General features: G+C 51.2%; 10 protein-coding genes. 4 read left to right on the forward strand and 6 right to left on the reverse strand.

Annotated elements, in window-relative coordinates:
* Nucleotides 1–35 precede the first annotated feature (35 nt).
* The 5 genes from EDM54_RS06775 to mnmH all read right to left on the reverse strand — a co-directional run bounded on the left by EDM54_RS06775 (nucleotide 36) and on the right by mnmH (nucleotide 4,624).
* Nucleotides 36–662 carry a TetR/AcrR family transcriptional regulator gene (locus EDM54_RS06775; protein ID WP_003388499.1) on the reverse strand — a complete coding sequence of 209 codons (627 nt, stop codon included), beginning with the start codon at nucleotides 660–662 and terminating at the stop codon, nucleotides 36–38.
* Nucleotides 663–901: 239 nt separating this feature from the next.
* Nucleotides 902–1,858 carry an RluA family pseudouridine synthase gene (locus tag EDM54_RS06780; protein ID WP_081924370.1) on the reverse strand — a complete coding sequence of 319 codons (957 nt, stop codon included), beginning with the start codon at nucleotides 1,856–1,858 and terminating at the stop codon, nucleotides 902–904.
* Nucleotides 1,859–1,929: 71 nt separating this feature from the next.
* Entirely contained in the window at nucleotides 1,930–2,100 is a 171-nt protein-coding gene (locus EDM54_RS26400) for a hypothetical protein (RefSeq protein ID WP_170208343.1), read from the reverse strand.
* 305 nt (nucleotides 2,101–2,405) lie between these two features.
* A complete protein-coding gene (locus tag EDM54_RS06785) occupies nucleotides 2,406–3,518 on the reverse strand; it encodes an aminopeptidase (protein ID WP_003388501.1) in 1,113 nt (370 codons plus the stop codon).
* A 38-nt stretch (nucleotides 3,519–3,556) separates the two neighbouring features.
* Nucleotides 3,557–4,624, reverse strand: coding sequence for a tRNA 2-selenouridine(34) synthase MnmH (mnmH, locus tag EDM54_RS06790; RefSeq protein ID WP_122957964.1), 1,068 nt, complete (start codon nucleotides 4,622–4,624; stop codon nucleotides 3,557–3,559).
* Nucleotides 4,625–4,712: 88 nt separating this feature from the next.
* Here mnmH and selD point away from each other — a divergent pair, with 88 nt between their 5' ends.
* From selD to EDM54_RS06815, 4 genes are all read left to right on the forward strand, one after another.
* Entirely contained in the window at nucleotides 4,713–5,765 is a 1,053-nt protein-coding gene (gene selD / locus EDM54_RS06795; protein ID WP_122957965.1) for a selenide, water dikinase SelD, read from the forward strand.
* Nucleotides 5,766–6,251: 486 nt separating this feature from the next.
* Nucleotides 6,252–7,520 carry an MDR family MFS transporter gene (locus EDM54_RS06805; protein WP_122957966.1) on the forward strand — a complete coding sequence of 423 codons (1,269 nt, stop codon included), beginning with the start codon at nucleotides 6,252–6,254 and terminating at the stop codon, nucleotides 7,518–7,520.
* Between the two features lie 486 nt (nucleotides 7,521–8,006).
* Nucleotides 8,007–8,627: a hypothetical protein gene (locus EDM54_RS06810; protein ID WP_003388507.1), complete on the forward strand. Its 621-nt coding sequence runs from the start codon at nucleotides 8,007–8,009 to the stop codon at nucleotides 8,625–8,627.
* A 44-nt stretch (nucleotides 8,628–8,671) separates the two neighbouring features.
* Nucleotides 8,672–9,241: a hypothetical protein gene (locus EDM54_RS06815; RefSeq protein ID WP_024983728.1), complete on the forward strand. Its 570-nt coding sequence runs from the start codon at nucleotides 8,672–8,674 to the stop codon at nucleotides 9,239–9,241.
* 57 nt (nucleotides 9,242–9,298) lie between these two features.
* On the opposite strand, the gene EDM54_RS06820 is transcribed toward EDM54_RS06815, so the two are convergent.
* Nucleotides 9,299–12,307: a DUF4855 domain-containing protein gene (locus tag EDM54_RS06820; RefSeq protein ID WP_255320286.1), complete on the reverse strand. Its 3,009-nt coding sequence runs from the start codon at nucleotides 12,305–12,307 to the stop codon at nucleotides 9,299–9,301.
* Between the last annotated feature and the right edge of the window lie 54 nt (nucleotides 12,308–12,361).

Below are 12,361 nucleotides of genomic sequence, written 5' to 3' on the forward strand. Positions count from 1 at the left end.
GCTTTCATCATATACAACTGAAAACTGGCAAAATTTCATCGGCTGCCGATGCCGCGCAGCAGAATGTCTGCACTGCTTTCCGTCATTGTCGGTATATCGATCAAGCTGTCGCAGTCTACCTTCACCCAATGCCTTGCCAAAAAAGAGTGGAAGAATGCCGAGACAAACATGTGGGCTGCGGTCGCAAAGTCTCCTTTGGGAAGAAGTCCGGCCTCATGCATCTCCTGCAGCTTTTCGCTCAGCATCTCATCGGCGATCTGCGGCATGCGGCTGAGCAGGTTGAAAACCTCTGGGTGATTCTGCGATTCGATCAGACAGATGATCAGAACTTCCTTTCGCTCCACAAGCGCGTTGTAATAGGCTTCGCCGTAGTGCATGAGCATCGCTTTGACGTCGTGGCCGCAGGCGTGAATCGCTTTTTCCAGCGCAGGGCGAATCTCGGTCATCTCCTCCAAAAGCTCGATGAGAATCCGCTCCTTGTTTTTGAAATGGCGGAAAATCGTCACTTCATTCACGCCGGCCAGCTCGGAGATTTTGCGAGTGGTTGCGCCCTTGTAGCCTTTCTGGGACATGAGCTGGCGGGCAGCAGCCAAAATCCGTTCCCTCGTTTCCTGTTCATCTCCTTTCCCGCTCTGGATTTTTTCGTGATCCGGCTTATCCATTTTGTTACCTCCGTATCATGCAAGCACTTGCTTTCACATGGCAATAATTAGCAAACCCATTATAACGGAGCTTTGCATGCATGTAAATACTTGCATGCGTTCCAAATGGGTTTTTGGACCCGGGCTTTTTTAGCGGAGCTGTAAGCCATACGTGAAACGTATAAATGCAGGGTCTCTTTCATTTCCTGTCAACATCAATGAAAAAAGCTGCTGACCGTATGGGTCAACAGCTCCAAAAACTAACGATTTGCCAGATTGTACTCCCTTTTTATCAATTCGTTCATGTCATCTGGTAGCGGCGCCTCGCAAACGATCTCCTGCCCGGTAATCGGATGCGGAAAGGAAAGCTTGCTGGCATGGAGGGCCTGACGCCTGAGCAAGTCCCTTCTGCCGCCATACATGCCGTCTCCTGCAAGCGGATGCCCGATGTGGCGAAAATGAACGCGGATTTGATGCGTTCGCCCGGTCTCCAGCCATACCCGGACAAGACTGGTATCCGCAGAAAAGGCCTCCAGCTCGTAATGGGTGACAGCCTCCTCCCCCCGTTCCGTTACCTTGCGGCGGGTAGGATGGCGGGGGTCTCGCCCGATAGGAGCGCTAATTGTACCGTTCGCCTCCTCCAGACGCCCGCAGACGACAGCGAGGTATTCCCGATGCAAGCTCCCGTCGCGCAGCAATCGATCAGCGAGCTGATGCCCGTAGCTGGTCTTTCCCACCAAAATGGCTCCCGAGGTCTCCTTGTCAAGCCTATGTACCGGATGGACGCGGTCCGGCTCGCCCTTTTCCCGCAAATACTCGGCAAGGGCATGAACCAGTGTGCCTTGTTGATCTTGCTTGACGGGATGGACCATCATGCCTGCCGGCTTGTTTGCGACCAGCAGATGCTCATCCTCGTACAAAATCTCTACAGGTAAAGCCGCTTCAACGCTCTTCCCCTGCTTTCGCTGGGCTGCTTGCTGCGGTGAAGCATCCTGCCCGGGCTGATCTTGAACCCTGACCGCTACCTTGTCCCCTGCTTTTACCACCCTTTTTAGAAAAGGGGGCTTCCGGTTCAGGAGCACTCCCTTGCTCCTCGTTAGCCGTTGCAGCATTCTCCCCGAGACATGGAGTTTTTCCCGGACGATGCTCTCGACAGTAAGCCCTGCGTCCGCTTCTGCCACCTCATATTCCAGCCAGCCTTTTTTGCTCAAGCCCATCTCCTGCTTTCGTTCTCATTTCCTCCTATTGTATCGGAAGATGATGAGCAAGCGCCAGTTGACCGCTTTGTTCAAAAGCGGAGTACAACATCGCTTATGCACCGGTCAAAGTCGACGGCTGCTTTTGCCTGCCCCATTTCCAGGCATTGCGTGACATATCCTTCTTCTGCGTGGTACTCCCGACCAATGAGGTTTCCGTCAAAAAACATATGCAAACGATGTTTCCAAAGCAAGCGGGTCATGGTAAACACCTCTTTTTTAAACTTATTTGTATATTAAGTATATTTTAGAGGTGTTATTTTGTAAACATTTTTGTTTATAAAGTTACAAAAAGACTTTGCCGGGTCGTGACAGCCATTGGCCACTGCTTGAACCTGTAGAATGGATGCCCCATATGCAAAAAACAGAAAACCCCTTGCTCGCACAAGAGGTTTTAACCAAGCTTCTCGCCGAACAGCCACTTGGATGGCAGCATCCGGGAGGTTCCGTATTTGGCTTTGAAATTCATCAGAGAAATGGCCATGCGTTCATTTCTGCACCTGCCCGCTTACCCTTTCAAATTCTCCGGGTTTAATCCTTGCAGTTCAGGCAGTACAAACAATCCGTCTTTGCGAATCAGCACGTCATCAAACCAGATTTCACCGCCGCCGTACTCAGGGCGCTGAATGTTGACCATATCCCAATGCACCTGGCTGCGGTTGCCGTTGTCCGCGTTTTCATAGGCGCGGCCGGGAGTAAAGTGAAAGCTGCCAGCGATCTTTTCGTCAAACAAAATATCGTTCATCGGGTGGAGGATATACGGATTTACCCCGATGGCAAACTCGCCGATATAACGCGCTCCCTCGTCACTGTCCAGGATTTCACCCAGCCGCTTGGTGTTATTGGCGGTTGCCTCTATGATTTTCCCGTTTTCAAAGGTCAGCTTGACGTTTTCAAAGCGGGTGCCCATATACGATGTCGCTGCGTTAAAGGAAATCGTTCCATTGACCGAATCACGCACAGGCGCCGTATATATCTCCCCGTCCGGGATATTGAACTCCCCTGCACAGATGATGCTTGGAATTCCCTTGATGGAAAACGTCAAATCTGTCCCCGGTCCGGTCAATCTCACCTTGTCTGTTCTCTCCATCCGCTCTTTGAGTGGCAGGAAAGCTTCGTGCATCTTTTGATAATTCACCGAACAGACGTCAAAGTAAAAGTCCTCAAATGCTTCCGTCGACATATTGGCGCTTTGGGCCATGGACGGGGTCGGGTAGTTGAGCAGTGTCCAGCGCACGTTGGAAACGATGTAATCATTGAGCGGCTGCACCACTTTATGATGGGCGCGGCGGCGATCTACGGGAACATCAGCGGACTCGCTGTCATTCGTCGGACCGTTGATCACAATGTAGGCCTGGATGTCTTTGAATTTGGGCTCGTTCCATTTGAGCATGTACGACGCTCGTTCCTCATCCGTCCCCATCATCAGCTCCCGCTCGATAGACGGATCGATGATCTGGACAAACGGATACGCTCCCTTGGCATACGCCTGTTTAACCAATTCCTTTGCCAGCGGGTGCCCTTCTCCTCGAATTTCTATCAACAAGCATTCCTTCTCCTGCAAACGAACAGAGTGATTCAGCAGGTTTTCCGCCAGCTTGACTATGCGTGGGTCCAGCATCCCATCTCCTCCTGCACCATAGTTTGATAAAAATAACTTTACCGAACTGGCAGATATTTTTCAATTAGTGCCTGGATGCTTTTTCCTGCTGCTTCCAGATCGGCGGCATCTACGCATTCGTGTATTTCTGTTACGTAATCCCTTTGCTTGTTTTGGTACCTAGGATCGTAGTAATGGACCAGCAGCGACGCGATCGCCTGGCGATAATCACCGGCTTGCAGAGCCTCCGTCAACAGCTTTGCCTGCGCGGTAGGAATGCGGCGGGCGATTTTTAGATAGGCGTCTTTTATTTTTTCCGCAAAATCCGGTCTCCAGGAAAAGGGAGTCACGTATTCATCATAAAGACGCTGAACCCGCACCTCCAGAGGAGCCGTCAACAAAATGTGGACAGCTTGCTCCTTGGCTTGGAGCAAAAACGGCGGGAGCAGCGCATTGCCGATCCGCCGGCTTTCCGCTTCCATGACAAAGTACGGCGCATCCTTCAGCCTTCGCAGCGTTTCAAACAAACGCGCGTCAAACATCTTCTGATTCGCCGGCTTTCCTTTGCCGATGTGCCCAAATACCGATCCGCGATGGCCTGCCATTCGCTCCAGGTCGAGGACAGGCAAGCCGGATGCCTCCAAATGGCGCAGCAGCTCTGTTTTCCCGACTCCTGTCATGCCGTGCAAAAGGAAGACCGGCCGATTCAGCTCATACGGCTCTATGGTGCCAACCACATGCTTGCGGTACGCACGATAGCCTCCGATCAGTCGGCGGACCGGGACACCGGCAAACGTGGAGAAGGTCGCCATCGCCCTGCTGCGCATCCCGCCCCGCCAGCAAAAAATCACCGGCGGTTCCCCCGTCTCCTCTCCCCTTTGCCGGATGGCTTCCATCAGCGTCTCCATTTTGGGAGAGACAATTTGCATGCCGAGCCACTGAGCCGCTGCTTGTCCCTCACGCTTATAGGCAGTTCCGACCTGTGCGCGTTCACTATCACTAAACAATGGAATATTGACCGCTCCCGGGATCGTGTCGCGGGCAAATTCCCCGGGGGAACGGGCATCGATCAGATTGGCGTATCCCCGATGCAGCATCTCTTCTACGGTTATATCTTGCAATGTCATGTCACCCTTGCTTCTGGTATCCTGAATGTATCAGCTTGTTTGTTTTTTCTATCTTATCATTATTCCTCGCTGGTCAGGAGGTCATAACATGTCTGGAACCATCAAGCTTACTGCTCTTACCCAAAAGGGAGGCTGCGGCTGCAAGATCAGCCCTGACGCCCTTTCGTCTGTACTCAAAAATCTGCCCAAGCCTGCAGAGCGCGATCCGCGTCTCTTGGTCGGCGTGGAGACTTCGGACGATGCCGGCGTCTACCAACTGACTGACGATTTGGCTATCGTACAGACGCTCGATTTTTTCACCCCGATCGTGGATGATCCGTACTGGTTCGGCCAGATCGCTGCTGCCAATGCGATCAGCGATGTTTTTGCCATGGGCGGAAAACCGTTGACGGTCATGAACATCGTCGGCTTTCCCATTCACAAGCTGGACCCTTCGATTCTGACGGACATCCTGCGCGGCGCCGCTGAAAAGGTCGCAGAGGCGGGTGCCGTGCTCGTCGGCGGCCACTCCATCGACGATCAGGAGCCAAAATTCGGTCTTGCGGTTACCGGTATCATCCACCCTTCCCGCGTGCTGACCAACGCCGGGGCCAAGCCGGGTGACGTGCTGATCCTGACCAAGCCGATCGGTGTGGGTATCCAAACGACCGCGATCAAGCGCGAAGCTCTTTCTCCGGAGAAGACAGAGCTGGTCATGGAAATCATGGCTACGCTGAACAAGCGGGCCGCTGAATGCATGCACGATTTTCCCGTGCACGCCTGCACGGATGTGACCGGCTTTGGCCTCATGGGGCATGCGCTGGAAATGGCGGAAGGCAGCAAGGTCGGCATCCGCATCCGCCAGTCACAAGTGCCCGTCTTGCCTGGTACCCGCGAGCTGGCTGAACAGGGCATCGTCCCGGGCGGCAGCAAATCCAATTTCCGCTGGGTATCGGACCGCGTCCGTTTCCCGGAAGCATTGGACGAAACAGACCGGCTGATCCTCTGCGACGCCGTCACCTCCGGGGGATTGCTGATCAGCCTGCCTGCTGCTGATGGCGAGCGGCTGCTGCAAACCCTGCATGCAAATGGAGTAGAGTGGGCCCGGATCATCGCGGACGTCGTAGAGGACCATCCAGGTATGATCGAGGTTCACCCGTAGAACAAAAAAATTTTCTTGCATTTTTTCCCGACAGTGGAGTATTCTAGTCAACAAGAGTCAATCTGGCAAAAAATTTTTGAAAGACGGGAGTGTTGGTTCATGTTGCTTTCTGTAGTTTCTACGATTTAGATTGGGGACCTTGTCCAGGGGTCCTCACCCCTGACAAAACCCTATCTGAATGCAAGAAGCTGCAGGATGCCTGAACCCGCTTCCGTCTTTTCTGATCTGGGACATTCGGTGTAGAATCGAGACCGTTCTTTTGTCGATTCTGCGTACGGGATACGTACCTTGTTTTCGCGTACCCCAAGACCCCGTCCCAGTATCCCGACCCAGACGCAAAAAGCGCAAGCGGAAGAGGTTTTCACACTCCTCCGTTTGCGCTTTTTTTCATAATCCAAGCCGAACCAGGAGAGAATCAGCCCCTCACAAAGGCGGGGCACCTGCAGATGCGAAACGAGCTTCTTTGAGAGATTGGAGGAAATTTTCATGTATTGGCGTTCTTGGGACCTCAACCTAAAGGTCCGCCTGTTCGGCGAGTTGATTACGCATACGTTTTTCTGGATGTACTTTCCCTTCATGGCCTTATATTTCAGCGATGTTTTCGGTAAGGATGTAGCCGGACTGCTGCTGATGGTTCCTCCGCTGCTCGGCATCGTCGCCAATCTGGCCGGCGGGTATCTGGCAGACCGGATCGGCCGTAGAAAGACCATGCTGATCGCCATTTTTTCATCATCCGTCATGTTTGCACTGTTTGCATTTTCGTCTTCGCCGTGGATGACTTACGTGGCTTTTATCGGCATTGGGATGGCCGGATCGATGTATTGGCCCGCCAGCTCTGCCATGGTGGCCGATCTGACAACGGAAGACGAGCGCCGCGTAGTCTTCGCCACCTTTTACACAGCGATGAACATCGGGGTTGTCGCCGGTCCCGTGCTCGGTTCCATCTTCTTTGTCCACTACCGCTTTGAACTGCTGCTCGCCTGTACCATCGTGGAATTTGTCTACGGGGTCTTGCTCTTCTTTTTGATCCGGGAGACGCTTCCTTCTCTCATCGGCAAGGCAGAGGCCGCGCCGGCCAAGCGTTTTTCGCTGAAAGAACAGTTCCGGAGCTATGCGGTCATTTTTACAGACAAACCGTTTGCCATCTACATTCTGGCTGGCATTCTGGTAGCCATCGCCTTCATGCAGCTGGACCTGTACATGGCACTGTACGTAAAAGAGCACGTGCCCAGTCAGCCGCTGGTCTGGTGGGGAGATTGGTCCTTTTCTATCGGGGGGACATCCGCATTTGGCTGGCTGATGGGATTGAACGGTCTTTTGGTCGTGCTGTTTACCCTGCCTGTCACCCGCTGGTTTCAGCACTGGAGCGACCGGAACAGCCTGATCCTCTCCTCCGTCCTGTACGGCTTTGGCCTGTTCCTGATGGCTTTTACGAACAACATTTGGCTGTTGTTCGGCTGTATGTTCGTACTGACTCTGGGCGAATTGATCCGCACGCCGGTCGTGCAGAGCTTTATCAGCAAATATGCGCCTGAGGACGCCCGGGGTCAGTACATGGGAGCATCATCGCTGCAATTTTCCATCGGCCGGTTTATCGCGCCGCTCGCCATCGGTCTGTCCGAGTGGCTGTCGCCGCTCGGCGTCTTCTCGATTATCTTGGGTATTTCGCTGTTGAGTGCTTTGCTGTATGTGTATATGTTCCGGTTGATACCGGAGGGTGGTGGTATTGAAAGAACATCGGGGTATGGAGGGTAAAAGACGAGCAAAGCAAAGTAGGAATATAATAAGAGATGCCAGGCGTGTCCTGTAAGATGAGGCTACTAGATTAAAACAAGAGGGTTTGTCTTCCGAGGGAGTTAGTCCCTCTTGTTTCTACTTAACTATCTTACCTTGTAAATGGTGTCCTTTCTACTTGTCCGAGACAAAGTTAACGACTTGTAATAAACAAATCAAGTAACAAAATGCTAATTGAAAATTATACAATAAATGGTTTATATTGTTGTTTATTACCAATATTATACAATTATAAAATATTTTTTGGAAAGGGTGTTTAGTTCTCTCTTGATGAATATAGTGAATCTGAAAATAAATATAATTTAAGTGATGTTACTTAAGAATATGTTAATTCTCATCCCCGTGAGTACAAAGAAAGAATTCGCAATCTAGACAAAGCAGTATGGAAAAAGGAATTAGTTGCTTTAGCAAAACAAGCAGATAGAATGGAAGAGGCCCAGAAAATAATTGATAGGGATAGAAAAAAAAGGAAAACTTAAAGATCAATATGAAATAAAATTTGCTGATGGTACCATTTTTAGAGCTAGTTTTAACACATCTGAAACAGACCCTCAAAGATATAAAGAACTAACAAAAGATCTAGCAGCAGCTCAATTACTACCTCACATTGCTGGTCCGTGGAATTATTCGACATATATTGACACACATACAACTCCTGATAAGTCGGGAAACTATGTCACAGGTCCATCGTGGGAGTTTCAACAAGGTATTAGTTACTCTAGAGTAGCGATAGTCCATCACTTTTATTTAAACAATAACAATACCCCCGGAAATATATTAGATGATGCTGTAAGCACGAATACATCAGCAACTAGTGGTGCCGCAGCAGGTTACGGAGTTGTAGAAATTACAGAAGAGTCTGTAAAAAACCCTTTTACTTATGCCAAAGGGATCTCAAGTTACATTCAATCCTACCAACCAGCGACAGCAAGAGTATCTAAGGCATTTTCTGCTAGTTTTCTGGGATTATCCATTAACGCTGGAGCCTCGGCAAGCTGGAAGCAATACGCAATTAGTGAGGTTGAAGGACCCGGTATTATTTACATGTTTGCCGCTATGTATAAATAAAAGTGGGGGAAACCCCACTTTTATTTAAGGAGGAAACCAATTTAATGAAAACTAAATTATTTTATACTGTACTGTTATTTCTGCTTTTATTAGGATGTCAACCTAAAGAAATAAACACCAGTCCAGAAACGATTAGTTTTACAGATGAAGACCAAGCGCTAATTTCATTTGTTCATCAAAAGACAGACGAAAAAATAGGTTCGAAAGTTGAAGATTTCAAAGTTGTGAAGGTTTCATATATCGAACAATCTGGATTTGGACAATTTATTTTTAATAAGAATGAGGAACGATTTGAAGGTTCATTCTATGCTGAACATAACAAAAACAACTGGGAGATTGTTCATCTGGAAATAGCAAAGATGGATGTTAACTCGCCGTTTACAAAACTGCAAGTAGTAGGAGGCTTGCGAAATAAAGACACTAATTTCCAAATCATTTGCGGAGTAATTAATGACAGCAGGATCAAATCGGTTCAAATTACATACCCAAATAATGAATCTTCCATAATAATGATCGATAATTATAAATACTACTTTGATGTTAGACTCGGTGTTAAAACGTTTTCCACAATCGTAGCGTACGACGAAAACTACAATGAAATCAGCTCTTATTAAAACTTGCTAAAAGGTCTGCTTCCCTTCGGAGGCAGACCTTTTTCAGCGTTCACAAATCTACTTGTTCACCGGAATTTCTTCCGGCAGATAATACTCATCCTGCTCAAACTTTCCTCGCATCCACTTATACGTGTCATCATAGATAGCGCGGATCACAGGATCATCGCTGTTCGCGGCGATCAGCAGCGTTTTCGAACCAAAATAATAGGCGTGAATATTATTTTTGTCCATACCGGCTTTGCGCGCCGCGATCAACTGGTTGTAGTACAGCTGGTAGAACTTCGGATCGCGGTACATCCGGTCGTCCCCTTCGATCTCGACGTCCATGCTGTACTTTTGCATCACTTCCACCGTTCCCTGGATACGCTCCAGCGGAACCGGCTTGTCGGTGTAGTAGGTCGGCTGCAGGAACGCATTGTCAAAATACAGGGACTTCCACTCGCTGAGCCCTGGCGCCCCGAAATAAGGAATCCAGTAATATCGCAGCGAATCGTTGTGGACCATGCTGCCCATGTGGCGGATCAGGTCTCGTTCCTTTGGAGCTCCGTCTTCTACCAGCTCATGGAACCAGTAGATGCCGTCGAGTCGCAGGTACTGGAAGCCAGCCTGATCCCAGCGCTTCTTCAGTTCTCCATAGTACCATTCCAATGCTTGCTTGCGGTTTTGGTACGCTTGCTCTTCGCCCACCTGCTTGGCGTTGAAGGAAAGCGACCCTTTTTTCGGATCGATCACGCCGAAGTCCGTTTGCGCCGAATTGGGGTACGGCAGCGCCAATACGACATTTTCTATCGTCGGCGATGCATACAGCGTTCCCCGCAAGCGGTTGAACTCTCGCATCGCACTGTTCAGCGCGTCGAGCTGTTGGTTGGAGCGGTACAAATCATCCAAATACTGCTTCCACCTGTCCTTGGTGGCCGGCATGGTCTGGTACGGCAGGAAGAGGATCGTATCAAACATCTGATCCCGCATGTACCCGTCTGTGGTTCGGTAGCCGACCATCGGGAGGAATTCTTCCTTTGTCCAGGTTCCCCGTTCGCCGTGTTCACCGGTATAGGCGAGAAGCATGTTCTCTACTCGGCGAGGCAACGGTTTTACCGCTTGGGGATCGGTCTGGTTGGCAAATGGCAGCAGCACCGGCGGCGCTGCGCTTCCCTTGCCATCCCTGCCCCATACTTCGAGCTGTCTGGCGAAGGCAAACACCTTTACCGGGAAGGATACCCGTACATAGCGGGTCTCCACCTGCGGCAGCGTAACGGCCAGCGTCCGCTCAACTACAGCATCCTCCGCCTGAGATACATCGTGCTTTGCTTTTCCGGCAAAATACCATGCTTTCCCGTCAGGGGACACTTCCACGTCCATCCACTCCGGAATGGTGATTCCTGAGGTTCTTTGATGCTTGAGCGTGAGCGTTACTCTCTCCAGCTGTTTGGCTTCCGGCAGCACAACCGTCACCTTTCGGCCAAATTGGCGATTGTAGCCCGTCCATGTCTCGGAAGGCGTGACCAAGCCGCCGACTGGGCCGGGATATTGTTTTTCGACTTCCTGGAAGAATGCATCTGCCATTCCAAACGTTTTTACGGATGTGAAGCTCCCCGGGGCGAGATTGACCAGCTCGTCCTCCTCGGAAGGCTGATCGACATCGCTGTCGGTGTTTTCGCTATCATTATCGTTGTTTTCGGCATTTTTGCTTTCGGTATCTTTATTTCCAGTATCCATGCTGTCGGTTTCTTTGCTGCCTGTTTCTTTGCTTCCAGTATCCTCGCTTCCGGCAGCTTTGCTGTCGCTACCCTTGCTGCTGGCTTCCTGGCCGCTGCCCGGCTGCGAACCAACCGCTTCATTTTTTTTGCCGTTCTCCGCCTTTTGGGACTGGCTGTCTCCCGCAAGCTCGGATGCTGCCGTGTCGGTTGTACTAGCTTGTTCTTTCTTTTCCGAATCAGGCGTTCCCGTTTTCTCGGATGCCTGTCCATTTTTGGATTCCGCCTGCTTTTCATCCGCATCCGCTTTTTTCGCGGCGTTGCCAGATTCCTTGGCGTCAGCGGCTTGCTTTCCTTCCGCCGTTCCCTTTGCATCCTGTCCTTTTGCCTCGTCTTTCTTCGGCTCGACAGGCGCATTCGTTATTTCCACGGGAATCGTCACTTGTTTGAAACCGACGTTTACCGTCAGTGTGCCTTTCCCGGCAGAGGGACCGGCGACGAAGGTGCCGTCCGGCAAGATCGTACCGAGCTCCGGGTGGTCAAACGCGAAGACCGGGGTAAACGGCAGGGCTCCTCCGCTCGGGCGTGTGACCTCTACGCGCTCGCTGGTGCCAGCCATCACCGTCAGCTTTGTCTTGCTGACGGCAAAATCGACTTTCTCCGCCAGCTGATAACGGGCATTCCAGACGCGCTCCGCGATGACAGCAGCGTCTCCTCTCGTCACCTGTCCCTGTGGACGGAATGCGCCATTGGCTCCCTTCATCCAGCCTTGGGCGGTGACGGATGCTACCGCTTCCCTGGCATAGTCGGCGATTTCATCCTCGTCGTCGTACGCTTCCTTCCCCAGTATTTGCTTCGGACCACTGCCCGCCTTCCAAAGCCTGTCTAAAATGACGGCCATCTCCTGCCGGGTCAGGGGATCTGCAGCCCCCAGCGTGCCATCGCTGCGTCCGTTCAGCACGCCAAGTTCCGTCAGGCCGTAAATGTACGGCGCATAAGGACTGTTCATCGACACATCCTCGTATTTCTCTTCTCTCGGCAGCTTGGGTTGTACCCCCATCACCTTTGCCAGCAAAACGAACACGTCTTGTCTGGAAATAGCCTCCTGCGGCAGGAACAGATTGTCCTTTTTCCCGCTGATCAGTTGAAGCGACGCCAAATGATTGACCGACTCGCGGGCATAGCTGTTCGTCAGATCGCTAAAGACAATCGCCTGTTCATCAGGCAAGCGCTCCGCCTCTGTCTTTTTGTCCGGCTCAGGGGCGGTGCCGGTCGGAACAGTCGGTCCCGTGGCGGCGGCTGCCGAGGTGGCCATCAATGAAAATGCCAGGAAAGCAGCCATTACCCTCCCTGCAGATCGTCTTACACCCATGTTTTCTCCTCCATTGCGCTTCTTTCTGCTTTGTGTTTGATTTGCTTACGTTAC

The organism is Brevibacillus borstelensis, from assembly GCF_003710865.1.
GTDB lineage: Bacteria > Bacillota > Bacilli > Brevibacillales > Brevibacillaceae > Brevibacillus > Brevibacillus borstelensis.

What these genes read in the sequence shown, in the direction of transcription:
- EDM54_RS06775 (WP_003388499.1), bottom strand. Translation starts at nt 662, where the DNA reads ATGGATAAGCCGGATCACGAAAAAATCCAGAGCGGGAAAGGAGATGAA.
- EDM54_RS06815 (WP_024983728.1), top strand. Translation starts at nt 8,672, where the DNA reads ATGAAAACTAAATTATTTTATACTGTACTGTTATTTCTGCTTTTATTA.
- mnmH (WP_122957964.1), bottom strand. Translation starts at nt 4,624, where the DNA reads ATGACATTGCAAGATATAACCGTAGAAGAGATGCTGCATCGGGGATAC.
- EDM54_RS06805 (WP_122957966.1), top strand. Translation starts at nt 6,252, where the DNA reads ATGTATTGGCGTTCTTGGGACCTCAACCTAAAGGTCCGCCTGTTCGGC.
- selD (WP_122957965.1), top strand. Translation starts at nt 4,713, where the DNA reads ATGTCTGGAACCATCAAGCTTACTGCTCTTACCCAAAAGGGAGGCTGC.
- EDM54_RS06785 (WP_003388501.1), bottom strand. Translation starts at nt 3,518, where the DNA reads ATGCTGGACCCACGCATAGTCAAGCTGGCGGAAAACCTGCTGAATCAC.
- EDM54_RS06780 (WP_081924370.1), bottom strand. Translation starts at nt 1,858, where the DNA reads ATGGGCTTGAGCAAAAAAGGCTGGCTGGAATATGAGGTGGCAGAAGCG.
- EDM54_RS26400 (WP_170208343.1), bottom strand. Translation starts at nt 2,100, where the DNA reads ATGACCCGCTTGCTTTGGAAACATCGTTTGCATATGTTTTTTGACGGA.
- EDM54_RS06820 (WP_255320286.1), bottom strand. Translation starts at nt 12,307, where the DNA reads ATGGGTGTAAGACGATCTGCAGGGAGGGTAATGGCTGCTTTCCTGGCA.